Below are 25,145 nucleotides of genomic sequence, written 5' to 3' on the forward strand. Positions count from 1 at the left end.
GTTGGTTACTGTTCGTCGTTGGTCTGGAGTTGCCCGTGCCTACCGTTTCAGTATTGCCTGTGTCGTCGGTTCCAGAGGTGTTCGACCGCTGGAGTCCTGGTGAGCGCAGCGAGCTCATCGGATCGGAGTTTCTCGATGTGTTGGCCTCGGTGCCAGACCCGAGGGGCCCACGCGGTCGGAGGTATTCGCTGATGGCTTTGTTGGCGATCGCGGTTCTGGCCACTGCCGCGGGGATGCGCGGCTATGCTGGTTTTGCCACATGGGCGGCCACCGCTCCCGATGATGTGTTGGCCCAATTAGGGGTCCGGTTCCGGCGGCCCAGTGAGAAGACCTTCCGCGCTGTTTTGTCTCGGCTAGACCCCGCCGACCTCAACGCCAGGATGGGCAGTTACTTCACTGCACACGTGGCCAGCAGCGACCCCAGTGGATTGGTGCCGATCGCGTTGGACGGCAAGATGCTGCGTGGTGCTTTACGCGCCAAAGCGACAGCCACGCATCTCGTGTCGGTGTTCGCCCACCGTGCCCGATTGGTGCTCGGTCAACTCGCTGTCGCCGAGAAAAGCAATGAAATTCCCTGCGTACGTGCCCTGCTCACGCTGCTGCCGGGTAGCTTGCGGTGGCTGGTCACCGTGGATGCGATGCATACCCAGGTCGTCACCGCGAAGTTGATCTGCGCCACCTTGAAGTCGCACTACCTGATGATCGTCAAGTCCAACCAAGCCAAAATACTTGCGCGTATCACCGCGCTGCCCTGGGCCGAGGTGCCCGCAGCCGCTACCGACGACTCCCGCGGCCACGGCCGTGTCGAGACCCGCACCCTGCAAATCATCACCGCTGCACGAGGAATCGGCTTCCCCTACGCAAAACAAATCATCCGGATCACTCGTGAACGCTTGATCACCGCCACCGACCAGCGCAGCGTGGAGGTGGTCTATGCCATCTGCAGCCTGCCGTTCGAGCACGCCCGCCCTACCGCGATCATGACCTGGATGCGTCAACACTGGGGAATCGAGAACAGCCTGCACTGGATACGCGACGTCACCTTCGACGAAGACCGTCAAAGGGCACATACCGGAAACGGCGCACAGGTCCTAGCAACGCTACGCAACACCGCGATCAATCTGCACCGCCTCAACGGCGCCGACAACATCGCCGAAGCCTGCCGGATCACCGCTTTGACCGCCAACCGCCGCCTAGACCTCCTCAATCCACAATTCCCCAGCTCACAAGCCTGCTAATCAACAACGCCGGAGCCCTGCTTGTTGACCGGGTCGAGCATCTCGCCGAGGTCGCGGGAGGGGCCGATCCGCAGGCCGCCATCGCGGTGATCGTCGACGAGGGCGGCGCACAGTGCCCGGCGTGCAATGAGGTGTACCGGCGAGTGTGCGCGGCGCTCGCCGAGGCGCTCTCGCAACACAACGTGGTGCTGCGGGCGGCGCATGTGGTGGACCAGATCGCGGTGGGCGGACGCTGGCATTGCGTCGATGGGTGCGGCTCTAGCGGGCTGATAGACGACCCGGCGGCGTCGCCGCTGGCCGTTGCGGCGGTGTTGGACGGGCGCCGTCTCTACCCGCGGCGTGCCGACCTGCAAGCCGTCGTCGAGCTGGACGAGTCGGCGCGTGCCGGCGAGTTGGCCGGGGCCCTCGCCGAACACGCGGCCGAGCGGGAGATCTCCTACCGGGCCGACCCGTCGCGATGCGCCCGCCGCGACGTCGAGAGCGCGATGGCCGCCGCCGCGCGGGTTGCCGACGGGCAATCCCTGTCGGAGGTGGAGCTGGCGCGGCTGGGATGCGCGCTGACCGACGTTCAGGTCCGCGACACGCTGTATGCCCTTGCCGTCGGTGAAAACGCGGATGAGGCCGAATCCTTGTGGGGCGTGCTGGCGTGGGCGCTCCCGGCGCCATGCCGGGCCGAAGCGCTGGTCTTGCTCGCGTTCAGCGCCTATGTGCGCGGTGATGGGCCGCTGACCGGGGTTTCCCTGGACGCGGCGCTGCGCTGCGCGCCAGGACATCGCATGGCCGGCATGCTGGACACGGCGCTGCAGTCCGGTCTGCGCCCCGAGCACATCCGTGACCTCGCGGTCACCGGTTATCGGCTGGCAAAGCAGCTGGGGGTGCAGTTACCTCCGCGGCGGGCATCGGGCCCCTACGGTCGATGCGCCGGCTAGGTCAGACCTTCTCGACCTTGACCGCGTGTGCCATCGCGTGGGGCAGGGTCACGTTCTCGTGTCCCGGGATGAGGATGGTCACCCCGCCGGCCGGGCTGGTTTCGACGGTCACCCGCGCGTTGGGTACCACGCCGGCGTCCTTGAGCCGGCTGATCAAGTCGATATCGCCCTGAACGTGCTCGGTGAGCTGGCGGACGACCACCGCGACCGGTGATCCCGACGGCAATTCGGTCAACCGCACCAAGTTGGCTTCGTAGGAGTCGGACTCCGGTCCCACACCGAGGTCCAGCAGACCCGGAATCGGATTGCCGAAGGGGGAGGTGGTGGGGTTGTTGAGCACCTTGACCAGACGCCGTTCGACGTCTTCGCTCATCACGTGCTCCCACCGGCATGCCTCGGCGTGCACCTCTTCCCACGGCAACCCGATGACATCGACGAGTAAACGTTCGGCCAAGCGGTGCTTGCGCATCACCGCGACCGCCAGGGCCCGGCCCTTGTCGGTCAATTCGAGGTGGCGGTCGCCGGCCACGCGCAGTAACCCGTCACGCTCCATCCGCGACACGGTCTGGCTGACGGTGGGCCCACTTTGCTCGAGCCGCTCGGCGATCCGGGCGCGCAATGGGGTGACACCCTCTTCTTCGAGGTCATAGATCGTCCGCAGATACATCTCGGTGGTATCAACCAAGTCGTTCATTCAGCATCCTCCGTTGCCGCCGAGTCTACTTGGCCAGCTGCTTGCATGGTCTGCCAAAACACCCCACCGCAGCAGTATGCCCGCCGCGTATAGCGGCGGGCACACCGTCTCGTACCTAGCCTCTCAACCTAGCGGGCAACGGGCTGACTACTCAACTGGCGTATGAGCGCAGCCGGTCGGCGCGTTCGCCGTGGCGCAGCTTGCACATCACGTCCCGCTCGATCTGACGTACCCGCTCGCGGGAAAGGCCGAACAGTTTGCCGATCTGGTCCAGGGTGCGTGGCTGGCCGTCATCGAGGCCAAAGCGCAGCCGGATCACCTGATGCTCACGTTCGTCGAGGGTGGCCAGCACGCTGCGGATGTCGGTGTGCAGCAGTTCGGCGATGACCGCGTTCTCCGCGGACATGGCCTCAGCATCTTCGATGAAGTCGCCCAGCGGGGCCTCTTCCTCCGAGCCGACCGGCATGTCCAGGCTCACCGGGTCGCGGCTGTGCTCCAACAGGTCGTTGATCTTCTCGACGGGAATGCCGGATTCGGCGGCGAGTTCCTCGTCGGTGGCTTCGCGGCCCAGATTCTGGTGTATCTCACGCTTGATCCGGGCCAGCTTGTTGACCTGTTCGACCAGGTGGACCGGCAGCCGAATGGTGCGGCTCTGGTCGGCCATGCCGCGGGTGATGGCTTGACGGATCCACCAGGTGGCGTACGTCGAGAACTTGAATCCCTTTGTGTAGTCGAACTTCTCCATCGCGCGGATCAGGCCCAGGTTGCCCTCCTGGATGAGATCCAGCAACGGCATGCCCCGACCCGTGTAGCGCTTGGCCAACGACACCACCAGCCGCAGGTTCGCTTCCAATAGGTGGCGGCGCGCTTCCGCGCCATCGCGCACCACGGCGGCGAGTTCGCGTTTGCGGTTGTCGCCGAGGCGCTTGCGGGTTGCCAACAGATGCTCCGCGTAGAGCCCGGCCTCGATGCGCTTGGCGAGTTCCACCTCGCCCTCGGCGTTGAGCAACGCCGTCTTGCCGATGCCGTTCAGATACACGCGCACCAAGTCCGCTGCAGGGCTTTGAGCGTCCAGATCGCTGTCAACCCGGCCTACGATGCCCCTTGCTATGGGCTGTGCCATTTCGCCCTCCCGATCGGCTTGTGCTGTCATGAGGATTAACGACAGGTTCCACCGCAGAGTTCCCGCGCAGCTGTCATCTCACACCCCGTGACGTGCAGGAATGTGCCGCCGAGCTGAGAATGTCCTGAGAAATGTGTCGCCGGGTCGGTTGACCGGAACCCGGACTAGCCCCGCTCGTCGAAGCGCTGCGCGTCCCACCGTGGCGCGGGGTCTTCCAGCCCGGCGTCCAACGCCAACCGCTCAGCGGTGGGGAACAGGGCGGTATGCCGCCGGGCGTCGTCGAAGCGGCGGGGCTCATCGGAGCTACGCGGCGGCCGGTCGTTGGCGATGAGTACGGCCATCCATGGCAACGGCACCGAGGCGGCCACGATCAGCAGTGAAATCAAACCGTTGTGCCAGAGGCCGTAGGCGATCGCGGCAAGGATCAGCGCCGGGATCCGAAAGGCCATCAGGGTCAGGTACTTGCGCACTCGCGCTCGGTGCTGCACCTCGTAGGACGGCGCAGCGCCGGTGATCAACACTGGGCGGTGCTTGTCGTCGAAGTCGTCGAAACTCAACTCCGAGTCTCGCGTCATACCTCCACTCTCCCACATCCGGTGGATTCCGGCAGGAGCGAGTCAGGAGGCACAATGTCATACATGGAGACGCAGACGATCGAACGTCCCGATACCGAAGAACGCGTCGACGACGGGACCGGCAGCGACACCCCCAAATTCTTCCACTACGTCAAGAAAGACAAGATCGCCGAGAGCGCGGTCATGGGCAATTACGTGGTGGCGTTGTGCGGCGAGGTCTTTCCGGTGACTCGGGCGGCCAAGCCGGGCTCGCCGGTCTGCCCGGATTGCAAGCAGATCTACGAACAGCTCAAGAGGGACTGATCAGGACGGCGGGTCGACCGCGGTGTTGGACTGCGGTGACTCCGAATCCGCGGACCCGGTAGCCGCAGCCGTGCGTGCCCGCAGCCAATTGCGCAGCCGGTGCGCGTGGGTTGCCGGTGCCGGCCATTCCTCTTGGATGGCGGCGTTGAGTTCGGCGCCGATCATGACCGCAAAACCGCCGAAGAATGCGAACAGCAGGAAAGCGATCGGGGTGGACAGTGCACCGTAGGTATAGCCGGTGTGGGTGATCCATCCCAAGTAGAACCGCAGCCCCAACGTGGCGATGAGAAACACCGCCATCGCAAGCACGGCACCCAGGATGAGTCGATGGGTCGGCAGCGGCACCGGCAGCGATACTCGGTACAAGATGATCACCCCGACGGTCAGTACCGCGATCAGGGCCGGGTAGTAACCGTAGTGCATGAGGTTGGACATGCTGTCGGGGATGTGTTCGCTCACCTTGCGCGGGCCCATCACCGCCACCGGCGCCGAGATGACGATGAACAGCAATCCCACGACGTAGAGAAAGAGTGCGAAGAACCGCTGGCGCACCGGATGACGCAGGGGAGTCTGGTCATGGGCCTCGACGATGGCATCGACGTAGGACGAGATCGCCGATGACCCTGCCCACAGCGAGATCAGGAAACCCACCGATACCACCTCACCACGAGCGTTGGCGGTGATGTCGCGGATGGTGGGTTCAATGATCTCGTCGACCACGCTGGGGGAGAAGAAGCGGTGGGTCATCGAGATGATCGTTTTTTCGATCGCGGGCGACGTGTCCTGCCCGAACAGCGGAGCCACGTAAGCCAAACTGCCCAACATTCCCAACAGCAGCGGCGGCAGCGACAGCGCCGACCAGAAACCCGCTTGCGCCGACTCGGAAAAGATCGAGTCGTCCCAACTTTTGGAGAGGGTTCTTAAACTAATACGCCAGATGTGATGGCGGGACGGCCTGGGGACTTGGTCGCTCATACCAGTCCAGCATTACCGAAGACTGCTCGGTCAGCCGACGTTGGCTCCGGGCTGGCTCGGTGCATCTAGTCGCCGCTGACCTCCAGCACTGCGGCTAGCTCGAGCAGCTTGGCCTCATGCTCGTTGACGTGATGCTGGCAGAAGAGAAGTACGGCTCCAGAAGGCAGCTTCGCACGCACCCGCGCTGCTGCACTGCAGCGGTCGCAGCGGTCTGCTCTAGTCAATTCGGGACTGGTCAGAGTTGCGGTCATGGCTTCTCCGTTCCTGGCGTAAGTTCACTCTGTCAGACGTATGGGGATTTCGCCTTGTTCCCCGACCGCTGTGAGGTGTGTCGTTTCTCACGAGTTTTTGACCTGCGGGTCGGGCAAGCTGACTGTATGTCTGCGACGGTCGGTTCACTGGTGCACATGTGCGGTGCCGAGGAGTGGTTGCACGCTCGTCACCATGGGTGCATAACGCCACAACCTGGTGCCGAGTTCATCCACCTGTCGACGCCCGAACAGGTGCACCTTCCGGCGAATCGACTGTTCCACGGCCGTCCAGACTTGGTTCTGCTCCACATCGACCCTGCTGCGCTGCAGTCACCGGTGCGGTGGCAACCAGGCGTTCCAACGGATCCGGCCTCGATGCTATTCCCGCATTTGTATGGGCCGCTGCCGGTGCAGGCGGTGGTCGGGGTGACCGCCTACCGGCCAGGCCCCGACGGCACCTTCGGGTCGGTCTCGGGGCTTGGCTGCCCGCCTGGCGACTGCACGTAGGCGTCGGCTTCGATCTCGACCAGCAAGTCGGGCGCGATGAGTGCGGAGACCTCGCCCATGGTGGCTACCGGACGGATGTGGCCGAAGACCTGCGCATGCACGTCGCCGACTTCGCGCCACCGTGAAATGTCGGTCACGTAGATCCGGGTGCGGATCACATCGGCGAGGCTGGCCCCGGCATCGGTGAGTGCGACCTCGATGCGCCGCAGGGCGTCTCGGGTTTGCGCGGCGATGTCACCGGCCGGGCCATTGCCGGTCGTTCCGGCCACCGCGACATGGGGGCCGATGCGAACTGCGCGCGAGTAACCGACGGCCGACTCGAAATCCGATTCCGACGAAATGATGGTGCGGCTGGTTGACATGCGCGTCACAGTAGGACCTCAGTGGCCCTGAGTGCAGCTCAATTTCTTGAGCCGCAGTTCAAGCCGATGCAGCGGGAGGGCAGGCCGAGATGTGTTGGCAGGCCGCGGTCGGGCTCAGGAGTTGCTGGCGTACTGCTCGAAGATCTCGGAGAACTCGAAGGGCGTCTGTTCCACTCCGCTGCCGTTGTTGTTCGATACCCCGATATCGCCGGTCTGGTCGCGAGGAAGCTGCCACATCGACAGTTGGCCGATGTTGTTGTCCTGCGCGAACGAGGTCAACGTTTGGGCGTCGGTGAGGGTGAAGATTTCGCTGGTGTCGTCGTTGACGCCGATCATGGGCGTCACGCCGAGCATGGCCCACGCCTGATCGCTGCTGAGCGAGGGATACAGCGTCATCAGCTGACCATGAGTGGCGGTCGCGGCGTCGATTGCCGCGGTGCCCATCTGGGTGGTGTCGTCGTAGTAGTCCATCGCCATGATGTTCACTGTCGACACGTTCACGCCACTGCTGATCGCGGCATTGATCGGCGCCATGCCCTCAGCGGTCAGACCCGAGGGCGCCACCGGAACGGTGTAGGAGACCGTTACCGGGGTCCCGTTGGCCGTGCCCCACGCCTGGGAGAGCGCGATCGCCTGGGCCTGCAACGTCAGTGCCGAGCTGTTGGTCAGAATGGCGCCTTCGTCGTCGAAGTCGATGTTGTAGATCCCATAGGTGCTCATCACCTCTTGATACTGCGCGGCCAACTGGGTGGCGGTGAGAGAGTTGTTCGCGGCGTACACAGCGAGCGGGGTGCCGGCCTGGCCACCGAAGGAGATGGTCCCGTTGATGCCGGCGTTGGTCATGTTGGTGATCTGGTTCTCGATGTAGGAGATTTGGGAGCCGCCGGTGACGTCGTAGGCGGTATACCCACCCCAGGCAGCTTGGCCATTTGTGGTGTCGGCGGTGATGAACGCGAGCGTGACGTCTGTGATGCCCGCGTTGGCGGCGTCAGAGAAGTTGTATCCGGATCCATCCGGGTAGGGTCACAGCGTGATGTCGACGTAGGGCTTGTACACCCCGGTAGAGCCCGTCCCGGTGATGCCGTCACTGCCGTTGCTGCCGTTAAGGCCATTGTGACCGCCGGTGCCGCCCAGCAGCGCGTGGTTGACGCCGCCGGTACCGCCCACGCCACCCTGGCCACCGAGCCCGCCGCCCGCGCCGCCGGCACCGCCGTTGCCGCCGTTTCCGCCAGTGCCGCCGGTACCGCCCAACAGCGCCTGGTTGGCCCCGCCGGCCCCGCCGGCACCGGCATCACCTCCAGCAGCGCCGATGCCGCCGAACCCGCCGCCGCCGCCGGCGCCACCGGTCCCGTCTAGTGAAAGAAGCTGACGGTTGGCCCCGCCGATGCCACCGGCACCGCCGGTACCACCGGCGATGTCGCCGCCTGGGGCGCCAGCGCCACCGGCGCCACCGGCGCCACCGTTACCGCCTCCGATCAGCCCATTGGCTCCGCCGGCGCCACCGTTACCGCCAGGCCCGCCGGCGATAGTGGCGTCCCCGCCGACGCCCCCGTCGCCCCCGCGGCCCTACAGCCCCGCCGACCCACCGGCCCCACCGGCGCCGCCGGGCGCACCCGAGCCGCCATTGCCTCCATTGCCCCACAGCCATCCGCCGTCACCGCCGTTTTGCCCGGTGCCCGGGGATCCGTTGGCTCCATCGCCGATCAGCGGGCGCCCCGTCAGCGCCTGGCTAGGGGCGTTGATCACCGCCAGCAAGCTCTGTTCGAGGTTCTGCAGCGGCGAGGTGCTGGCCGCTTCGGCTGCCGCGTAGGCGCCACTGGCGCCGCTCAGTGTCTCCACAAACTGGTCATGAAAGGCCGAGGCCTGCGCACTGAGCGTCTGAAATTGCTGGGCATGGCCGCTGAAGAACCCTGCGATCGCCGCCGAGACCTCGTCCTGTGCCGCGGCTAACACCTGCGTTGTCGAGGGCGCAGCCGTCAAATTCGCCGACCGAATGGCGATGCCGATCCCGGCCAGGTCCGACGAAACCGTGGTCAGAGCCTCGGGCGTGGCGAACACATAGGACGGCATGGGCGACCTCCCGGGGAGCGTCAGTACTGCCAAAGAACACGATGTGTACGCCGAACACTATGCCCTGGTGCACCGGATGTCAGCAATCGCTGGCGGGTCGCAGCTATTCGACACCTCAGGTAGATGGCGACGCCAACGGTCCCCACAACGCGCGGCGGGCGCGCCGGAGCTGCAAGAGAACCGCTGATCCGGTGCGCTTACGCGGGATGTCAGTCCAGGTAGTCGCGCAGCACCTGCGAGCGGCTGGGGTGGCGCAGCTTGGACATCGTCTTCGACTCGATCTGGCGGATGCGTTCCCGGGTGACGCCGTAGACCTGGCCGATCTCGTCGAGCGTGCGCGGCTGGCCGTCGGTGAGACCGAAGCGCAGACGTACGACGCCGGCCTCGCGCTCGGAGAGCGTGTCCAGCACCGACTGCAGCTGGTCTTGCAGCAGGGTGAACGACACGGCATCCACCGCGACGACCGCTTCGCTGTCTTCGATGAAGTCACCGAGCTGGCTGTCGCCTTCGTCACCGATGGTCTGGTCCAGCGAGATCGGTTCCCGGGCGTACTGCTGGATCTCCAGCACCTTCTCCGGGGTGATGTCCATTTCTTTGGCCAGCTCCTCCGGCGTGGGCTCGCGGCCCAGGTCCTGAAGCAGCTCGCGCTGGATGCGGCCCAGCTTGTTGATCACCTCGACCATGTGCACCGGGATCCGGATGGTGCGGGCCTGGTCGGCCATGGCACGGGTGATGGCCTGGCGGATCCACCACGTCGCGTAGGTGGAGAACTTGTAGCCCTTGGTGTAGTCGAACTTTTCGACCGCACGGATCAGGCCCAGGTTGCCTTCCTGGATGAGGTCCAGAAACGCCATCCCGCGGCCCGTGTAGCGCTTGGCCAGCGAGACCACCAGACGCAGGTTGGCTTCCAGCAGGTGGTTTTTCGCACGATCACCGTCGCGGCAGATCCACATCATGTCGCGGCGCTGGGCTGCGGGCAGTTTCTCGCCGCGGTCTGTCAACTCAGCCATCAGCTGTGTCGCGTAGAGACCGGCCTCGATGCGCTTGGCGAGCTCAACCTCTTCCTCGGCGTTGAGCAGCGCCACCTTGCCGATCTGCTTGAGGTAGGCGCGGACCGAGTCGGCGGATGCCGTCAGTTCGGCGTCCTTGCGCGCCTGGCGCAATGCCTCCGACTCGTCCTCGTCCCAGACGAAGTCCCCCGAAGCCTTGTCTTTCTCGCTGGGCTCGGCGATCTCTTCTTCATCGCTAGGGGTTCCCGGCGCCGCGGCCGCGGGTGCCTTGGCCCCATCGCCGTCCTCGGCGTCGTCGCCCTCGTCCGAGTCGTCGTCGCCCTCGGCCTCGTCGGAGGCCGCTTCGTCCTCGTCTTCGAGGTCATCCAAGTCGAGGTCGAGATCGTCGGAGGAGTCGACGTCGATGTCCGGATCGGCATCAAGATCGTCAGCGGTGTCCAGATTGGCGTCTGGGTCCGTTGCGCCTTCGCCCGGCGCCTTGGTTCCGCGGGCGGCCTTGGTGTCTCTGGCCGACGGACGCGTCTTCTTCGGGGCGTCGCCGGTAGTGGCGTCGTCGGCTTGACCTGGTGTTTTTGCGGCCCGCTTGGCGGGGGCCGCGCCGTTTGCGGTCTTCGTCGGTCGCTTGGCCCCAGCCTTGGCCGGGGACTTGGTGGCGGTGCGTTTCACCGGCTCACCGGTCTCCGGGCTTGCCTTGGTCGCTGCCACATACACCCCTTCGGTGGTACTCACTTCCGGCTGCGGCTGGGCGTGCTTAACCGAAAGTGTCTGTTATGTCGAATGTCGGCGTTGATATCAGCGTGAATACTCGCGCGCTATCGGTTGGGCTGTCGCCGACGACCATTGTAACTTCACTGCGCGCGTGCACCGCCCGAGCGGGCAGAATTCAGTGCGTCACATCGGTGCTGGAGGCCATTGCCGCGCCGACAATCCCGGCGGTGTTCTGCAGGGTCGCCGCCACCACCGGCGTGCGGTTCTCCAGCAGGTGCACCCACTTGTCGGCCTTGCGGCTGATGCCACCGCCGACGATGAAAAGGTCAGGCCAGATCGCGTTTTCGATGGCCACCAGGACCCGCGTCACCTGCTTGGTCCACTTCTCGTAGCTCCAGTCGTTTTTCTCCTTGACCGACGACGCGGCCCGTTGCTCGGCCTCCTTGCCGCCGACCTCGAGATGGCCAAATTCTGTGTTGGGTATGAGCGTGCCGTCGTTGATGACCGCCGACCCGATACCGGTTCCGAAGGTGAGGAGCACCACCAGGCCGGGCTGGTTGTTCCCGGCGCCGTACCGTTCCTCGGCGAGCCCGGCCGCATCGGCGTCGTTGAGGATCGTCACGTCCTGGCCGTTCAATTCGGCGCTGATGACCTCGCGCGCGTTGGTACCGATCCACGACTTGTCCACGTTGGCCGCCGTCTGAACGATGCCGTGGGTGACCACGCCCGGATAGGTCACCCCGAGCGGGCCGGTCCAGCCGAATCGATCGACCACCTCGGCGATGGTCTTGGCAACCGCTGACGGAGTTGCGGGCTGCGGGGTCGCCAGCTTGATGCGCTCGCCGATTAGCTGGCCCGTGTCCAGGTCGACGATCGCGCCTTTGATGCCGCTGCCGCCGACGTCAATCCCGAATCCGCGATGCGGCTGTGCGGCACCGGCGGTTTGGGCCATTGGGTCGGTGCTGTTCATCGGATCTCCTCGGCGAGACGTGGCGAGACGTTTTGTGTCCGGATCACCTTAGCCCGGCGACAAACCAGGCTTGGCCTGGTGAGGAGCGGGCTGTTTGGGGTGAGCCCGGCGACAAACCAGGCTTGGCCTGGTGAGGAGCGGGCTGTTTGGGGTGAGCCCGGCGACAAACCAGGCTTGGCCTGGTGAGGAGCGGGCTGTTTGGGGTGAGCCCGGCGACAAACCAGGCTTGGCGTGGTGAGGAGCGGGCTGCGTGGGGCGACTGTGATGCGATAGAGCGGTGACACGACCTGACAACGACCCTGCGCGGCTGCGTGTGGTGGCTGAGACCCTGGCCGCCGAGGCGGCCGAATTCGTGCGCAGCCGGCGCGCCGAGCTGTTTGGCGCCCATCCGGCCGCGGCTGACGAGTCGGACGCGGTGCGGGCCAAGAGCACCCCGACCGACCCGGTGACCGTCGTCGACACCGATGCGGAACGGTTGCTGCGCAGTCGACTGGCGCAACTTCGGCCCGGGGACCCGATTGTGGGGGAGGAGGGTGGCGGTCCCGCGGATTCGGCGCCGGCGCCCGACGATGCCGTTACCTGGGTGCTGGATCCCATCGACGGCACCGTGAACTTCGTCTACGGCATCCCGGCCTATGCGGTGTCGATCGGCGCCCAGGTGGGTGGCGTGTCGGTGGCCGGGGCGGTCGCCGACGTGGTGGGCCGCAGCGTGTATTCGGCGGCGCTTGGCCAGGGCGCCCACGTCACCGACGAGCAGGGAACCCGCGAGCTGCGCTGCACCGCGGTGGAGGATTTGTCGATGGCGTTGCTGGGCACCGGGTTTGGCTACTCGGCGGGACGCCGGGCCACCCAGGCCGCCCTGCTGGCCCGGATGCTGCCAATGGTCCGCGACGTGCGCCGGATCGGTTCGGCGGCGCTGGACCTGTGCATGGTCGCGGCCGGCCGTCTCGACGCCTACTACGAGCACGGGCTGCAGTTGTGGGATCGCGCCGCGGGAGCGCTGATCGCCGCCGAGGCCGGAGCGCGGGTGGTGTTGCCCGCCTCGGATGTCGTTGGCGCCGGTTTGGTCGTCGCCGCCGCGCCTGGGGTCGCCGATGAGCTGTTGGGGGTCCTGAAGCGACTCAATGCGCTCGAACCCCTGGACTGAGTCGGCTAACAGCTACTGGCGTGGATCTTTGCTATCAGGGTTGGGTCCGGCGGTTGGGTGGCGCCCGGGCGCAGGCTGCTCAGCACCGCGTCAATGTCGTCGTTGTGCGCCAGGGTGGTGAAGTCGGTGCCCAGGACGAGGTCGACGGAGTCGTCGGCCCGGCCGTCGTTGAACAATTCGGTGCACGGTGCGACCAGCCATACCGCCGCCGCGGTCGCTTGTCCGGCGGTGCCGAATCGGATCTGGCCTTGGCAGTCCAGACGGGTGTCGGCATAGACGGGGTCGTTTGCTGCGGTCGGCTGGGTGAATCCGAGGTCTTTTAGCGCCCCAGCGACGTCGGCGGCTTGACCGCCCCGGCCGCTGGCATTGAGCACCCGGACTTTGGTCTCGCCCAGTTGTGCGGGTGTGACGTCGGTCATTTCGGTGCGCGACACCCGCTCACCGAGTTTGACCGTTGCCGTCGCGTCGGCCGGTTGGGGCGGCGGGTTGCACACCGCGGCCTCGGTGATGTCCGGTGGGCGGGTCAGCGCGACTGTCCACACCACACCGGTCAAGACCACCAGCAGAATCACGACGATGATGGCGGGCCGGGGGTTGCGTCGCCGGAATGGCCGACCGTGTTTGTCGAAGGCGGTACCCTCGGTGATTTGTGCGACCATACGTGCACTCTAGTCCGCACGCTGTCCGCACCGTTTAGGCCTGATTACAAGGGCCGATTCAGAGATGTGACGTAAATCACAGTTGAATCAAGCAAGATACGGGCACGAATCGTTTGGTGGATGCGTTCGACGCTGGTACAAAGCGTTGCTTGAAGTGATGAGGGCATGCGAGGGGACGGAACAATGCCTACCGACTATGACGCTCCACGGCGGACAGAGTCTGACGACGTGTCAGAGGATTCGCTGGAGGAGCTGAAGGCTCGACGGAACGAGGCCGCCTCGTCGGTGGTCGACGTGGATGAATCGGAATCCGCTGAGTCATTCGAGCTGCCAGGGGCTGACTTATCCGGCGAAGAGCTGTCGGTGCGTGTCATTCCGAAGCAGGCTGACGAGTTCACTTGCTCGAGCTGCTTCCTGGTGCAACACCGCAGCCGCCTGGCCAGCGAGAAGAACGGCTTGATGATCTGTACCGACTGCGCCGCCTGATCGGTCAGCTGCGCAATGCAGATAGGACCCGCTCGGGGTGGCGACAGCTCACCAGCCAGTACGGCGTCGGGTCGTCTGGGTCGTCCAGAACGAGCAGAACCATGGGCCCGACCCACGCTCGGTGCAGGACATACGCTGCTGGGTCGAGTTGACGGCCCAAAGCCGCGGACTTCGCCGTGCGTGGAACTTCGGCGGAGCGGGCGATGACGGTGACAGGCAGATGCGCCTCGCCGGCCCATAGCTCGACTTCGCCATCCGCGCCGGCGATGACTCGGATCTCGACTCGGCCTAGCCACAGCAATGCGGCGGCCGCCACAGTGAACAAAATCGCGTACGGGAGCCAGTCCGCGAGAGCGGCTATACCCAGATTGACCTCGAACGCGATGAGTCCTGCCAGTGCGAAGCCCAACGGCCACCACCACCAGGGGGCCCAAAGTCGTTCGCGATATCGCACGCTGTGCGGCGCGACGCGCGTTTCGGACATCCGGTCAAGAGTAGTCTGTGGCCCCGTGTCGAACAGTCTCGCCGTTGTGCGTCTTGACCCCGGGCTTCCGCTGCCCAGCCGCGCTCACGATGGCGACGCGGGGGTAGACCTCTACAGCGCCGAAGACGTGGTGCTGCCCCCGGGGCAGCGGGCCCTGGTGCGCACGGGTGTCGCGGTCGCGATTCCTTTCGGCATGGTGGGTCTGGTCCATCCCCGCTCGGGGCTGGCCTCCCGCGTCGGGCTCTCGATCGTCAACAGCCCGGGCACCATCGACGCGGGGTACCGGGGCGAGCTCAAGGTCGCGCTGATCAATCTCGACCCGGCCACGCCAATCGTGGTTAACCGCGGTGACCGTATCGCTCAGCTGTTGGTGCAGCGGGTCGAGTTGCTAGAGCTGGTCGAGGTTTCGTCCTTCGACGAGGCCGGGCTGGCCGCGACATCCCGTGGTGATGGTGGTCATGGTTCCTCCGGCGGACATGCGAGTTTGTGATGGCATTCGGTAGACGCACCCGTAAAGGCGACAGCAGCGGCAGCCCCGTGGAACCCGATGGGCCCGCAGCGCGCGAGGTCGGCGAACCGGCTGCAGATGACGTGGACCTGGTAGGCCCGTTCGACATCGAAGACTTCGACGACCCGTCGGTTGCCCAGCTGGCCCGACTCGATCTGGGATCGGTCTTGGTTCCCATGCCGGAAGGCGGCCAGGTCCAGGTCGAACTGACCGAGAGCGGAGTTCCCAGCGCCGTGTGGGTTGTCACGGCCAACGGTCGCTTCACCATCGCTGCCTATGCGGCGCCCAAGTCCGCCGGCCTGTGGCGTGAGGTCGCATCGGAGCTCGCCGACTCGCTGCGCAAGGATTCGGCCGAGGTATCGATCAAGGATGGCCCGTGGGGTCGGGAAGTGATCGGCACCGCCTCCGGGGTGGTGCGCTTCATCGGCGTCGACGGCTATCGGTGGATGGTCCGGTGTGTGGTCAACGGTCCGCACGAGACCATCGACACGCTGACCGATGAGGCCCGCGAGGCGCTGGCCGACACGGTGATTCGCCGCGGCGACAAGCCGTTGCCGGTGCGCACCCCGCTGCCGGTGCAGTTGCCTGAGTCGATGGTGGAGCAACTGCGGCAGGCTGCGGCGGCCCAGCACGAGCAGGGACAGCAGGGACAGCAGGAGCCCGACCAGCCGGCACCGCGGCGCGGGGCCGAAGGATCTGCCATGCAGCAGCTGCGCAGCACCACCGGCGGCTAGGCGTACCCAGCGCTCAAATATCGGCCAGAGCGGCCAGGCAGGCGGCGCCCAGCGCCGAAGTGTCGGCCCCCATCTGCTCCAGCGTCACCGTCCGCAAGGCGGCGTGTGCCGCTGCGGACACCCAGTCGAGACCGACCTGCAGTGGATGGACCGGGTCATCGGTCGCGGCGGCCACCCCCAGCGGCACGGTAAGGCGGCCCAATTCGGTGCTGCTTGGCGCCACGTAGTCGGCCGCCTGTTCCATCGCATCGGGAAGCTGCGGCCATTGCACCCGCCAGGACCGAGCCAGCTCGTCGGCCAACCAGGGTGGGCTGGATGCCCGCATCTGCGTTGTTGTGGTGGCCAGGCCGTCGCGACGCAATTGCGCTGCCGTGTAGCGCGCCGAGTGGGCGGCCGGCGCCGGCCCAGGTTCCCCGGTCCATGCGGGCAGCGCGGCCAGCACGGCAACGCACCGGTCGGGATGGGCCAGCGCCCACGCGACGGCCACCGCGGCACCGATCGACACGCCGCCCACGGCGATCGGACCGGCCTGGGCGGCCTCATCCAGTGCGGCCAGATAGCCCTCGATTAGGTGTTCTTGCTGCGGCGGCGGTGTCACCAAGATGGCTTCCACGCTTTGCAGCGGGCCGGAAAAGGCCCGGTAGACGTAGTCGTCGTCGGAGCCGGTTCCGGGCAGTAATGCGACGGGTACACCGCGCAGATCGACTGGCACCCCACGATAGTGCCCGGTCATTTCAGGTACTCCAACGTCGGTAGGGCGATCCGTGTGGCGGACGGGAACTAACAGGTCTACGGTGACCGTTGGCATTGTGGAATGCTGCTAGCTAGTGCCACTAGCTAGCACAGCTTCCAAACGACGTTGGAGTGTCAGGAGAGGCCATGGGGGCCGAAGGTTATCTGCGCCGGCTCACCCGTCGGTTGACGGAGGACCCGGAGCAGCGCGACGTCGAAGAATTGTCCGACGAAGTCGTCAATACCGGAGCGCAGCGGGCTATCGACTGCCAACGCGGCCAGGAAGTCACGATGGTAGGCACGCTGCGCAGTGTGGAAACCAACGGCAAGGGTTGTTCCGGCGGTGTTCGGGCCGAATTGTTCGACGGGAGCGACACCGTGACGTTGGTGTGGTTGGGTCAACGCCGGATCCCCGGCATCGACTCGGGCCGCACACTGCGGGTGCGGGGACGGCTTGGCAAGCTCGAGAACGGGAGCAAGGCCATCTACAACCCGCATTACGAAATCCAGCGGTGATCATCGCTTTGGTGGCGGAGGCGGCCGGTGAGCGCTAACCGGGTCAGCGCCGAGAGCTTGCTAGCACAGGCCGGCGGGGTGAGCGGGCTGGTCTACTCGTCGGTTCCGGTAGTGATCTTCGTCGCAGTATCCAGTATCGGCGGACTCTTGCCCGCCATCGGATCCGCGCTTGCCGCGGCCGGGTTGGTGCTGCTGCTGCGCCTGATCCGGCGCGAGTCCACCCAACCTGCGGTCTCCGGGTTCTTCGGGTTCTTCGGGTTCTTCGGGTTCTTCGGGGTCGCCGGGTGCGCGCTGGTCGCCTACCTGGTGGGGCAGTCCAAGGGCTACTTCTTGCTCGGCATCTGGATGTCGCTGCTGTGGGCGGTCGTGTTCGCCCTGTCGATCGTTGTTCGTCGGCCCGTGGTCGGTTTTCTGTGGAGCTGGACCAGCGGGCGTGACCAGGGCTGGCGTGAGGTGCCCCGCGCCGTCTACGCGTTTGACGTCGCAACGCTGGGTTGGACGCTGGTGTTCGCGGCCCGGTTCATCGTCCAGCGGCTTCTCTACGATGCCGACAAGACGGGCTGGCTAGGGGTTGCGCGGATCGGGATGGGCTGGCCGCTGACCGCGGTGGCGGCGCTGGCGACCTATGCGGCGATCAAGGCGGCCCGGCGGGCCATGCCGGCCGCTGACGAGCCCGAGGCCGCAGAAGTCGCTGCCGTCGACACCGAGGCCTGCCGGGAGCTCTAGACCCGGTTCGGACGCATTTAGGGCGCTGAGAGCCCCTGTACCGCGTTGAGCGTGCTCGGCGGGCTCCCCATGGGCCGTGAGGAGCCGGCGGGGCGTTCAGTGTCCTTGGAGGGCTTTGAGTGCGCGCTGAGGGCGGCGTTGCCCCCGTTGCATCGCCACCGGCGCACAGTGCGCGCCGTAATCGCACATTGGCTCGCGCAACGACAGCGCGCGGGTGGCTAGCTCGACGGCAGCAACAGCTGGCTCAGCTCTTCCTCTGCCTCGGTGACCGCGACGAAGAGCAACTCGTCGCCACCTTCAAGGGGTTCATCGGCTTGCGGGACGATGACGCGGGGTCCGCGCAGGATCGTGACCAGCACCGCATCCCGCGGTAGTTGCAGTTTGCGCACCGGTTTACCGCCCCAGGGCGTGTCGTCGGGCAGGGTGATTTCCACCAGGTTGGCCTGACCCTTGCGGAATTCCATCAGCCGCACCAGGTCGCCGACGGCGACAGCCTCTTCGATCAGTGAGGCCAACATGCGGGGCGTCGACACCGCCACGTCCACGCCCCAGGCATCGGTGAAAAGCCACTCGTTGCGGGGATCGTTGACCCGGGCCACCACCCGCGGCACCGCGAACTCCGTCTTGGCCAGCAGGCTGAGCACCACGTTGGCCTTGTCATCGCCGGTGGCGGCGACCACGACATCGAAATCTTCGAGATGAACCGACTCCAGCAGGCTCAGTTCGCAGGCATCGCCCAGCAGCCAATGCGCGGCCGGAATGGCGTCGTCGTCGACGTGATCGCTGTTGCGTTCGATCAGGGTCACGTCGTGGGCGTTTGCGATCAGTTCGCGGGCGACTGAGCGGCCGACCGCGCCGGCGCCGGCGACAACGACTTTCATTTGCCCCACCCCTCAACCCCGGCTGCGCCGATGTGTGCGTCGCGAGCGCGGCTCATTTGGCGGTCCCCGACTCGAAATCCTCGCTCGGCGGCAGCGCCGCGATGGCGACGGCCTCGGCCGCCCGCCCGGAGATGGCGGCGACATAGACCTGGTCACCGGCCTGTAGCACCGTTTTCGGTTCGGGCAGCACGCCGGTGCCGAAACGGAGTAGGAACGCGACCCGGGCACCGGTGGCCTGCTGCAGGTCGGAGACGCGGCAGCCGACCCAGTCTTCGTGCAGCACTACTTCACAGACCGCGACGGTGCCGGTGGGATCGCGCCACTTGGCGGTCTCGGTCTCCCGGAGCAGGGCGTTGAGCAGGCGGTCGGTTGTCCACGGCACCGTGGCGATGGTGGGAATGCCGAGGCGTTCGTAGACCTCGGCGCGCTTGGCGTCATAGATCCGCGCGACGACGCGTTTGACGCCGAAGGTCTCCCGGGCCAAACGCGCCGAGATGATGTTGGAGTTGTCTCCGGAGGACACCGCGGCGAAGGCGTCGGCGCCCTCGATTCCCGCGCTGAGCAGCACATCTCGGTCGAATCCCTGGCCCAGAACACGCTCGCCGGCGAATTCGGCACTGAGCCGGTTGAAGGCAGTGCCGTCGCGGTCGATCACCGACACGTCGTGGCCGATTCGCGACAGTGCATCGGCCACCGAAGAGCCGACTCGGCCGCAGCCCATCACTACCACTCGCACTTGACGTCCTCTCGGCCGTATCCCTCGCGTCGAACGCAATCGGTAACCACACTGGCCAGCCGATTCCCCTATGGAAAATTCTCGCCTAGGGAACGCTACCGTCAACGCCGATGGGGCTTACCCTTGGCTCTCGTGTCCAAACTTTCCACGGCCGCGCGCCGGCTGCTAATCGGCCGGCCGTTTCGCAGCGATCGGCTTAGCCACACGCTATTGCCAAAACGGATCGCGTTGCCGGTGTTTGCCTCCGACGCGATGTCCTCGGTGGCATACGCCCCGGAGGAGATCTTTCTGATGCTGTCGGTGGCGGGCCTGGCGGCCTACTCGATGGCGCCGTGGATCGCGCTGGCGGTGGCAGCGGTGTTGCTCGTCGTGGTCTCCAGTTACCGCCAGAACGTGCACGCCTACCCATCCGGCGGCGGGGACTACGAGGTCGTCAGCACCAACCTCGGGCCCACCGCCGGCCTGGTGGTGGCCAGCGCCTTGATGGTGGATTACGTTCTCACCGTTGCGGTCTCGATAGCTTCGGCGATGTCGAACATCGGCTCGGCGATCCCATTCGTCTATGACCACAAGGTGTTCTTCGCGGTGGCCGCCATCCTGCTGGTGACGGCGTTGAATCTGCGCGGCGTCCGCGAATCAGGGCTGGCATTCGCCATCCCGACTTATGCATTCATCATCGGGATCAGCGCCATGCTGGGCTGGGGCTTGTTCCGGATCTACGTGCTGGGCAATCAGGTACGCGCCGAATCCGCTGGATTTGTGATGCACGCCGAGCACGGCAAGGTGGTTGGCATCGCGCTGGTTTTTTTGGTGGCCCGCTCGTTCTCCTCCGGCTGTGCGGCGCTCACCGGTGTGGAGGCGATCAGCAACGGGGTACCGGCCTTCCAGAAGCCGAAGTCGCGCAACGCCGCGACCACGCTGCTCATGCTGGGCGCCATCGCGGTGGCCCTGCTGATGGGTGTGGTCGCGCTGGCCGTGCAGACCGGGGCCCAAGTCGTCGACGACCCGGATACCCAGTTGACCGGTGCTCCGGACGGGTACCAGCAAAAGACGCTGGTCGCCCAGCTGGCGCAGGCCGTATTCGGCAGCTTTCACCTCGGCTTCCTGATGATCGCTGCGGTGACTGCGCTCATCTTGGTGCTGGCCGCCAACACCGCCTTCAACGGCTTCCCGGTCCTGGGCTCGGTGCTGGCTCAGCACAGTTACCTGCCCCGCCAACTACACACCCGCGGGGATCGCCTGGCGTTTTCCAACGGCATCATCTTCTTGTCCGCGGCGGCCGTCGGGGCGGTCGTCGCGTTCCGGGCTGAGCTGACGGCGCTGATCCAGCTCTACATCGTCGGCGTGTTCATTTCGTTCACGCTGAGCCAGATCGGAATGGTCCGGCACTGGACTCGCTTGCTGCGCACCGAAACCGATGTCGCGGCCCGGCGCAAGATGGTGCGCTCCCGGGTGGTCAACTCGGTCGGCCTGGTGTCCACCGGGGCTGTCCTGTTGATCGTCCTGGTCACCAAATTCCTTGCCGGCGCGTGGATCGCCATTGTGGCAATGGGTTCGGTCTTCATTCTGATGAAGATGATCCGAAGGCACTACGACACGGTCAATCGGGAACTGGAGGAGCAAGCCGCCGCCCATGACAACGAGGTGGTGTTGCCCAGCCGCAACCACGCCTTGGTGCTGGTCTCGAAGTTGCACCTGCCCACGCTGCGGGCCCTGTCCTACGCGCGGGCGACCCGTCCGGATGTGCTCGAGGCGATCACCGTCAGTGTCGATGATGTCGAGACCCGCGAGCTGGTGCGGCAGTGGGAGGACAGCGACGTCAGCGTGCCGCTGAAGGTCATTGCTTCGCCCTATCGCGAGATCACCCGTCCGGTATTGGATTACGTCAAACGGGTCAGCAAGGAATCGCCACGCACCGTGGTGACGGTGTTCATCCCGGAGTACGTGGTGGGCCGGTGGTGGGAGCAGCTGTTGCACAACCAAAGTGCCTTCCGGCTCAAGACGCGGCTGCTGTTCATGCCCGGGGTGATGGTCACCTCGGTGCCATGGCAGCTGACGTCGTCGGAGCGGATCAACACGTTGGAGCCGCATGCGGCTCCCGGCGACATGCGGCGGGGCATTTTCGATTGAACCCGAATCAGGCACTTGAACTGAACCTGGTCACCGGTGCGGCCGCCAACGGCGGTAGCTGCGTGGCCCGCCACGAGGGGCGAGTGGTCTTCGTCCGCCATGCGCTACCGGGGGAGCGGGTGCTCGCCAGAGTCACCGCGCAACGTGGTTCCTATTGGAACGCAGAGGTTATCGAGGTCATCGACCCGTCGCCGGACCGGATCGGGTCGTTGTGCCCCATCGCCGGGGTGGATGGTGCCGGGTGTTGTGATCTGGCGTTTGCGGCCCCGGACGCGGCCCGGGCGATCAAGTCGAGCGTGGTTGGCGAACAGCTGCAACGCCTTGGCGGCTTCAGCTGGTCCGGCGCGGCTGAGCCGCTCTCGGATGCCGGCCCGACGGGGTGGCGTACCCGGGTTCGGCTCGAGGTGGGAGCGGACCATTGCGTGGGTTTCCACCGCTACCACAGCAACGAACTGGTCACCGATCTGAGCTGTGGGCAGCTGCCCGACGGAATGCTGGACGGGCTGGCGCAGCGGTCGGCCAAGGCCGGTTGGCCGGCCGGGGCGCAACTGCATGTGGCGCTCGGTGACGACGGGGCACGCCACGTGGTGCTCACGGTGCGCCGGGGCCGGCGAACCGACGCCAAGGTGGTCGAGGGCGACCCGCGTGTGCTGCAGCGGGTGGGTGAGCGCAGCTGGCGCATTCCGGCGACGGCGTTCTGGCAGTCACACCGCGACGCAGCGAAGGTGTACAGCGGCCTGGTCGCGGACTGGGCCCAACCCGGCGCCGGCATGACCGCCTGGGATCTCTACGGGGGAGCGGGTGTTTTCGCGGCGGTGCTCGGTGACGCGGTGGGGGAGTCGGGACGGGTCTTGAGCGTGGACACCGCGCGCGCGGCCTCGGCCGCGGCCCGCGTCGCCCTGGCTGATCTGCCCCAGGTCGAGGTGGTCACCGATTCGGTGCGACGGGTGCTGGCGGCTCAGGACGGTGGCGCCGATATTGCGGTGCTGGACCCGCCCCGATCGGGCGCCGGGCGTGAGGTCATTGATCTGCTGGCCGATGCCGGAGTGCGCCGTGTGGTTCACATTGGTTGTGAAGCAGCGTCTTTCGCTCGCGACCTCGGCCTGTATCGGGGCCACGGGTACGGCGTCGACGCCATCAAGGTGTTCGATGCCTTCCCGTTGACCCATCACGTGGAGTGCGTTGCCCTGCTAACCCGCTAGCCCGTTGGGCGTCGGGGCCGAATGCGCGCGCGCCGAGGCCCGAAGCGCCGCGAACTTGATTATGCTGGCGAGGGCGCTCCGGGAAGTCTGGTCGGAACTGGACGAAAGGAGCGCGCATGCGCGACCCCGAGCCGGCCGTGTCCGGCGCCGTGGGCGAGGTGATCCGGGTCCGTGGACTCACCTTCGCGTATCCGAAAGCGTCGACACCCGCGGTGCGCGGCATGGATTTCAGTGTCGGCCGAGGTGAAATCTTCGGCTTTCTCGGTCCCAGCGGTGCGGGCAAGTCGACGACGCAACGAATTCTTATCGGGCTACTGCGTGGCCACGGCGGTGAAGTGGCGGTGTAGGGCAAAGACCCGGCGAGCTGGGGCTCCGAATACTACGAGCGCATTGGCGTGTCGTTCGAGTTGCCCAATCACTATCAGAAACTCACCGGGCTGGAGAACCTGCAGTTCTTCGCCTCGCTCTACAGCGCGCCGACGCTGGATCCGATGCAGCTACTCGAGGCGGTCGGATTGGCCGACCACGCAGATACCCGGGCGGGCAAGTACTCCAAAGGCATGCAGATGCGCCTGACGTTCGCCAGGGCGCTACTCAACGACCCCGAGTTGCTCTTCCTGGACGAACCGACTTCGGGGATGGATCCGGTGAACGCCCGCAGCGTGAAGAACATGATCATGGATCTGAAGGCACGCGGGCGCACGGTGTTTCTCACCACACACGACATGGCGACGGCGGACGAGCTGTGTGACCGGGTGGCCTTTGTCGTCGACGGGAGCATCGTCGCGTCTGACCGGCCCGCCGAGCTGAAGATCGCCCGCAGCCAGCGCCTGGTCACGGTCGAATATCGCGGCAACGGCGGTGGTTTGAGCGCCGCGGAGTTTTCGCTGGACACGCTGGCCGACGACCCGGCATTTCACGCGGTGCTGCGCGAACATCAGGTCGAGACGATCCACAGCAGGGAAGCCAGCCTCGAGGACGTATTCGTCGAAGTCACCGGCCGGCGGTTGTCGTGAGCCGCTTGAGCACGGCGCTGCGGCTGGAGCTGACGCTGCAAAACCGTCAGCGGTTCCTGCATGCCGCGGTGTTTTCGGGCTTGATCTGGCTGGCGGTGCTGCTGCCGATGCCGGCCGACTTGCGTTCGGTTGCCGAACCTTACGTGCTCTCCGGTGACATCACCATCATCGGGTTCTTCTTTGTCGCCGGCACGGTCTTCTTCGAAAAGCAGGAGCGCACGCTGAGCGCGGTGATCGCCACCCCGCTGCGGTTCGGGGAATATCTGGCGGCCAAACTGGCCGTCCTGCTGATGGTTTCGGTCGGGGTGGCGGTGGTGGTGGCCACCATCGCGCATGGGTTTTCCTACTCGGCCGCGCCGATGATCGTCGCGGTGGCGCTGGGGACGTTGTTGATGCTGCTGGTGGGGTTCATCAGCTCGTTGCCATTCGCCTCGATCAGCGACTGGTTCCTGGTGGCGACGATCCCGCTGGCGGTAATGAATCTGCCGGTGCTGTACTACTCCGGGGTGTGGCCGCACCCGGTGCTGTATGCCATTCCCACCCAGGGGCCGCTGTTGCTGCTCGGCGCGGCCTTCGGTCAGCTGACCCTGGCGCCCTGGCAAATCGGATACGCGCTGTTGTATCCGTCGGTGTGTGTCGGGGTGCTGTATCGAGTGGCTGAGGCAAGCTTCGCCCGTTACGTCGTCGCAGCGGCGGGTAGCTGGTGAGCGCCCCGGCCGGCGCGTCGATACGCGCACTGATCGCGTTTGGGCGCAACGACATCCGCGGTACCTATCGTGAGCCGCTGTTGGTCATGATCGTGGTCGCACCCGTCATCTGGACCAGCGCAGTCGCGCTGCTGACGCCGCGGGTGACCACGATGCTGGCCGATCGCAACGGGTTCGACCTGAGGCCCTACTATCCGCTGATCTTGACCGCATTCCTGCTGCTGACCAGCATCATCATCGTCGGTGGTTTGGCGGCGTTTCTCGTTCTCGACGAGGTGGACGCCGGCACGCTGGCCGCGCTGCGGGTCACCCCGGTGCCGCTGTCGACCTTCTTTGTCTATCGTGCCGCCACCGTCATGGTGGTCACCACCATCTATGTGGTGGCAACGTTGTCGCTCAGCGGCATACTCGAGCTGCGGCTGTTGCCCTCGCTGATCCCGATCGGCCTGCTCGCGGGACTGTCGGCGGTGGTGACCCTGCTGTTGATTCTGGCCGTGGCCAACAACAAGATTCAGGGGCTGGCCGCCGTCCGCGCGCTGGGGATGCTGATCGCGGGATTGCCCTGCCTGCCCTGGTTCATCCACTCCAACTGGAACTTCGTGTTCGCGGTGTTGCCCCCGTACTGGCCGGCCAAAGCGTTCTGGCTGGCCAGCGATCACGCCACCTGGTGGCCGTACCTGGTGGCGGGAAGCGCCTACAACCTGGCGCTGGCCTGGGCGCTGTTCCGCCGTTTCCACGCCAAACACGTGGCCTCGGTCTAGCCGGG

26 protein-coding genes and 3 pseudogenes are annotated in these 25,145 nt (G+C 65.9%); 15 read left to right on the top strand and 14 right to left on the bottom strand.

Annotated features, from left to right (window positions below; genetic code table 11):
• The first annotated feature begins 35 nt into the window (after positions 1-35).
• Positions 36-1,238, top strand: a complete 1,203-nt coding sequence (locus tag MPSD_RS09945) for an ISAs1-like element IS2404/ISMul1 family transposase (RefSeq protein ID WP_420811895.1) — start codon at positions 36-38, stop codon at positions 1,236-1,238.
• A gap of 20 nt (positions 1,239-1,258) precedes the next feature.
• A pseudogene (locus tag MPSD_RS09950) lies at positions 1,259-2,167 on the top strand (DUF4192 domain-containing protein); the annotation flags it as partial.
• A gap of 1 nt (position 2,168) precedes the next feature.
• Here the strand turns inward: MPSD_RS09950 and MPSD_RS09955 are convergent.
• The 3 genes from MPSD_RS09955 to MPSD_RS09965 form a co-directional block, all read right to left on the bottom strand.
• On the bottom strand, positions 2,169-2,861 hold the full coding sequence (locus tag MPSD_RS09955) for an iron-dependent transcriptional repressor DtxR (RefSeq protein WP_012393787.1): 693 nt from the start codon (positions 2,859-2,861) through the stop codon (positions 2,169-2,171).
• A 151-nt stretch (positions 2,862-3,012) separates the two neighbouring features.
• Positions 3,013-3,984 (bottom strand): sigma-70 family RNA polymerase sigma factor SigB, encoded by a 972-nt coding sequence (gene sigB / locus MPSD_RS09960; protein ID WP_015355326.1) that lies wholly within the window; start codon positions 3,982-3,984, stop codon positions 3,013-3,015.
• Between the two features lie 164 nt (positions 3,985-4,148).
• Positions 4,149-4,577, bottom strand: a complete 429-nt coding sequence (locus MPSD_RS09965; RefSeq protein WP_020787979.1) for a DUF3099 domain-containing protein — start codon at positions 4,575-4,577, stop codon at positions 4,149-4,151.
• Between the two features lie 45 nt (positions 4,578-4,622).
• Here MPSD_RS09965 and MPSD_RS09970 point away from each other — a divergent pair, with 45 nt between their 5' ends.
• Positions 4,623-4,862: a DUF3039 domain-containing protein gene (locus MPSD_RS09970; RefSeq protein ID WP_020728402.1), complete on the top strand. Its 240-nt coding sequence runs from the start codon at positions 4,623-4,625 to the stop codon at positions 4,860-4,862.
• Here MPSD_RS09970 and MPSD_RS09975 read toward each other — a convergent pair whose 3' ends face one another.
• Both MPSD_RS09975 and MPSD_RS09980 read right to left on the bottom strand, forming a co-directional pair.
• Complete coding sequence (locus MPSD_RS09975; protein ID WP_020787978.1) at positions 4,863-5,837, bottom strand: YihY/virulence factor BrkB family protein; 975 nt, start codon at positions 5,835-5,837, stop codon at positions 4,863-4,865.
• A gap of 65 nt (positions 5,838-5,902) precedes the next feature.
• Positions 5,903-6,088 carry a DUF7455 domain-containing protein gene (locus tag MPSD_RS09980; protein WP_086085219.1) on the bottom strand — a complete coding sequence of 62 codons (186 nt, stop codon included), beginning with the start codon at positions 6,086-6,088 and terminating at the stop codon, positions 5,903-5,905.
• 126 nt (positions 6,089-6,214) lie between these two features.
• Between MPSD_RS09980 and MPSD_RS09985 the strand changes: the two genes are divergently transcribed.
• Positions 6,215-6,595 (top strand): DUF952 domain-containing protein, encoded by a 381-nt coding sequence (locus MPSD_RS09985; protein WP_083866433.1) that lies wholly within the window; start codon positions 6,215-6,217, stop codon positions 6,593-6,595.
• Here the strand turns inward: MPSD_RS09985 and MPSD_RS09990 are convergent.
• The 4 genes and pseudogenes from MPSD_RS09990 to ppgK all read right to left on the bottom strand — a co-directional run bounded on the left by MPSD_RS09990 (position 6,523) and on the right by ppgK (position 11,715).
• Complete coding sequence (locus tag MPSD_RS09990) at positions 6,523-6,957, bottom strand: RidA family protein (RefSeq protein ID WP_020787977.1); 435 nt, start codon at positions 6,955-6,957, stop codon at positions 6,523-6,525. The genes MPSD_RS09985 and MPSD_RS09990 overlap by 73 nt on opposite strands.
• A gap of 114 nt (positions 6,958-7,071) precedes the next feature.
• Positions 7,072-9,027, bottom strand: a pseudogene (locus MPSD_RS30525) (PE domain-containing protein).
• Between the two features lie 209 nt (positions 9,028-9,236).
• The gene (locus MPSD_RS10005) at positions 9,237-10,742 is read right to left on the bottom strand and encodes an RNA polymerase sigma factor (RefSeq protein WP_036427429.1); all 1,506 of its coding nucleotides are present in this window, start codon (positions 10,740-10,742) and stop codon (positions 9,237-9,239) included.
• A gap of 178 nt (positions 10,743-10,920) precedes the next feature.
• Positions 10,921-11,715: a polyphosphate--glucose phosphotransferase gene (ppgK, locus tag MPSD_RS10010; RefSeq protein ID WP_020787973.1), complete on the bottom strand. Its 795-nt coding sequence runs from the start codon at positions 11,713-11,715 to the stop codon at positions 10,921-10,923.
• 277 nt (positions 11,716-11,992) lie between these two features.
• On the opposite strand from ppgK, the gene MPSD_RS10015 reads away from it, so the two are divergent.
• On the top strand, positions 11,993-12,862 hold the full coding sequence (locus tag MPSD_RS10015) for an inositol monophosphatase family protein (RefSeq protein WP_011741133.1): 870 nt from the start codon (positions 11,993-11,995) through the stop codon (positions 12,860-12,862).
• A 5-nt stretch (positions 12,863-12,867) separates the two neighbouring features.
• Here the strand turns inward: MPSD_RS10015 and cei are convergent, their stop codons facing one another.
• A complete protein-coding gene (gene cei / locus MPSD_RS10020) occupies positions 12,868-13,521 on the bottom strand; it encodes an envelope integrity protein Cei (protein WP_012393797.1) in 654 nt (217 codons plus the stop codon).
• Positions 13,522-13,704: 183 nt separating this feature from the next.
• Between cei and MPSD_RS10025 the strand changes: the two genes are divergently transcribed.
• Entirely contained in the window at positions 13,705-14,007 is a 303-nt protein-coding gene (locus MPSD_RS10025; protein WP_011741131.1) for a DUF4193 domain-containing protein, read from the top strand.
• A 4-nt stretch (positions 14,008-14,011) separates the two neighbouring features.
• Here MPSD_RS10025 and MPSD_RS10030 read toward each other — a convergent pair whose 3' ends face one another.
• Positions 14,012-14,491, bottom strand: a complete 480-nt coding sequence (locus MPSD_RS10030) for a DUF3093 domain-containing protein (RefSeq protein WP_086085217.1) — start codon at positions 14,489-14,491, stop codon at positions 14,012-14,014.
• Positions 14,492-14,516: 25 nt separating this feature from the next.
• Between MPSD_RS10030 and dut the strand changes: the two genes are divergently transcribed.
• Positions 14,517-14,981: a dUTP diphosphatase gene (gene dut, locus MPSD_RS10035; protein WP_012393798.1), complete on the top strand. Its 465-nt coding sequence runs from the start codon at positions 14,517-14,519 to the stop codon at positions 14,979-14,981.
• Positions 14,981-15,733 (top strand): DUF3710 domain-containing protein, encoded by a 753-nt coding sequence (locus MPSD_RS10040; RefSeq protein ID WP_051153710.1) that lies wholly within the window; start codon positions 14,981-14,983, stop codon positions 15,731-15,733. The genes dut and MPSD_RS10040 overlap by 1 nt, the downstream gene beginning before the upstream one ends.
• 13 nt (positions 15,734-15,746) lie before the next feature.
• Here the strand turns inward: MPSD_RS10040 and MPSD_RS10045 are convergent, their stop codons facing one another.
• A complete protein-coding gene (locus tag MPSD_RS10045; RefSeq protein WP_036427427.1) occupies positions 15,747-16,445 on the bottom strand; it encodes a serine aminopeptidase domain-containing protein in 699 nt (232 codons plus the stop codon).
• 167 nt (positions 16,446-16,612) lie between these two features.
• Here MPSD_RS10045 and MPSD_RS10050 point away from each other — a divergent pair, with 167 nt between their 5' ends.
• Positions 16,613-16,981 carry an OB-fold nucleic acid binding domain-containing protein gene (locus MPSD_RS10050; protein WP_011741126.1) on the top strand — a complete coding sequence of 123 codons (369 nt, stop codon included), beginning with the start codon at positions 16,613-16,615 and terminating at the stop codon, positions 16,979-16,981.
• Between the two features lie 27 nt (positions 16,982-17,008).
• Positions 17,009-17,707, top strand: a complete 699-nt coding sequence (locus MPSD_RS10055; protein ID WP_086085216.1) for a DUF3159 domain-containing protein — start codon at positions 17,009-17,011, stop codon at positions 17,705-17,707.
• Positions 17,708-17,925: 218 nt separating this feature from the next.
• Here the strand turns inward: MPSD_RS10055 and MPSD_RS10060 are convergent, their stop codons facing one another.
• Together MPSD_RS10060 and MPSD_RS10065 are read right to left on the bottom strand one after the other, a co-directional pair.
• Positions 17,926-18,588, bottom strand: coding sequence for a potassium channel family protein (locus tag MPSD_RS10060; protein WP_011741124.1), 663 nt, complete (start codon positions 18,586-18,588; stop codon positions 17,926-17,928).
• A gap of 52 nt (positions 18,589-18,640) precedes the next feature.
• Positions 18,641-19,324: a potassium channel family protein gene (locus MPSD_RS10065; RefSeq protein ID WP_011741123.1), complete on the bottom strand. Its 684-nt coding sequence runs from the start codon at positions 19,322-19,324 to the stop codon at positions 18,641-18,643.
• Between the two features lie 132 nt (positions 19,325-19,456).
• Here MPSD_RS10065 and MPSD_RS10070 point away from each other — a divergent pair, with 132 nt between their 5' ends.
• The 5 genes and pseudogenes from MPSD_RS10070 (at position 19,457) to MPSD_RS10090 (ending at position 25,140) form a co-directional block, all read left to right on the top strand.
• The gene (locus MPSD_RS10070) at positions 19,457-21,454 is read left to right on the top strand and encodes an APC family permease (RefSeq protein ID WP_015355339.1); all 1,998 of its coding nucleotides are present in this window, start codon (positions 19,457-19,459) and stop codon (positions 21,452-21,454) included.
• The gene (locus tag MPSD_RS10075) at positions 21,451-22,656 is read left to right on the top strand and encodes a class I SAM-dependent RNA methyltransferase (RefSeq protein ID WP_020724821.1); all 1,206 of its coding nucleotides are present in this window, start codon (positions 21,451-21,453) and stop codon (positions 22,654-22,656) included. Before MPSD_RS10070 ends, MPSD_RS10075 begins: the two co-directional genes overlap by 4 nt.
• Before the next feature lie 116 nt (positions 22,657-22,772).
• A pseudogene (locus tag MPSD_RS10080) lies at positions 22,773-23,672 on the top strand (ABC transporter ATP-binding protein).
• Positions 23,669-24,379, top strand: a complete 711-nt coding sequence (locus tag MPSD_RS10085) for a fluoroquinolone export ABC transporter permease subunit (RefSeq protein WP_020787966.1) — start codon at positions 23,669-23,671, stop codon at positions 24,377-24,379. Before MPSD_RS10080 ends, MPSD_RS10085 begins: the two are co-directional and overlap by 4 nt.
• The gene (locus tag MPSD_RS10090) at positions 24,376-25,140 is read left to right on the top strand and encodes a hypothetical protein (protein WP_020724824.1); all 765 of its coding nucleotides are present in this window, start codon (positions 24,376-24,378) and stop codon (positions 25,138-25,140) included. Before MPSD_RS10085 ends, MPSD_RS10090 begins: the two co-directional genes overlap by 4 nt.
• Positions 25,141-25,145 lie beyond the last annotated feature (5 nt).

The sequence above is a fragment of the Mycobacterium pseudoshottsii JCM 15466 genome (assembly GCF_003584745.1).
Taxonomy (GTDB): Bacteria; Actinomycetota; Actinomycetes; order Mycobacteriales; family Mycobacteriaceae; genus Mycobacterium; species Mycobacterium marinum.

What these genes read in the sequence shown, in the direction of transcription:
- MPSD_RS09955 (WP_012393787.1), bottom strand. Translation starts at nt 2,861, where the DNA reads ATGAACGACTTGGTTGATACCACCGAGATGTATCTGCGGACGATCTAT.
- sigB (WP_015355326.1), bottom strand. Translation starts at nt 3,984, where the DNA reads ATGGCACAGCCCATAGCAAGGGGCATCGTAGGCCGGGTTGACAGCGAT.
- MPSD_RS09965 (WP_020787979.1), bottom strand. Translation starts at nt 4,577, where the DNA reads ATGTGGGAGAGTGGAGGTATGACGCGAGACTCGGAGTTGAGTTTCGAC.
- MPSD_RS09970 (WP_020728402.1), top strand. Translation starts at nt 4,623, where the DNA reads ATGGAGACGCAGACGATCGAACGTCCCGATACCGAAGAACGCGTCGAC.
- MPSD_RS09975 (WP_020787978.1), bottom strand. Translation starts at nt 5,837, where the DNA reads ATGAGCGACCAAGTCCCCAGGCCGTCCCGCCATCACATCTGGCGTATT.
- MPSD_RS09980 (WP_086085219.1), bottom strand. Translation starts at nt 6,088, where the DNA reads ATGACCGCAACTCTGACCAGTCCCGAATTGACTAGAGCAGACCGCTGC.
- MPSD_RS09985 (WP_083866433.1), top strand. Translation starts at nt 6,215, where the DNA reads ATGTCTGCGACGGTCGGTTCACTGGTGCACATGTGCGGTGCCGAGGAG.
- MPSD_RS09990 (WP_020787977.1), bottom strand. Translation starts at nt 6,957, where the DNA reads ATGTCAACCAGCCGCACCATCATTTCGTCGGAATCGGATTTCGAGTCG.
- ppgK (WP_020787973.1), bottom strand. Translation starts at nt 11,715, where the DNA reads ATGAACAGCACCGACCCAATGGCCCAAACCGCCGGTGCCGCACAGCCG.
- cei (WP_012393797.1), bottom strand. Translation starts at nt 13,521, where the DNA reads ATGGTCGCACAAATCACCGAGGGTACCGCCTTCGACAAACACGGTCGG.
- MPSD_RS10025 (WP_011741131.1), top strand. Translation starts at nt 13,705, where the DNA reads ATGCCTACCGACTATGACGCTCCACGGCGGACAGAGTCTGACGACGTG.
- MPSD_RS10030 (WP_086085217.1), bottom strand. Translation starts at nt 14,491, where the DNA reads ATGTCCGAAACGCGCGTCGCGCCGCACAGCGTGCGATATCGCGAACGA.
- MPSD_RS10040 (WP_051153710.1), top strand. Translation starts at nt 14,981, where the DNA reads ATGGCATTCGGTAGACGCACCCGTAAAGGCGACAGCAGCGGCAGCCCC.
- MPSD_RS10050 (WP_011741126.1), top strand. Translation starts at nt 16,613, where the DNA reads ATGGGGGCCGAAGGTTATCTGCGCCGGCTCACCCGTCGGTTGACGGAG.
- MPSD_RS10060 (WP_011741124.1), bottom strand. Translation starts at nt 18,588, where the DNA reads ATGAAAGTCGTTGTCGCCGGCGCCGGCGCGGTCGGCCGCTCAGTCGCC.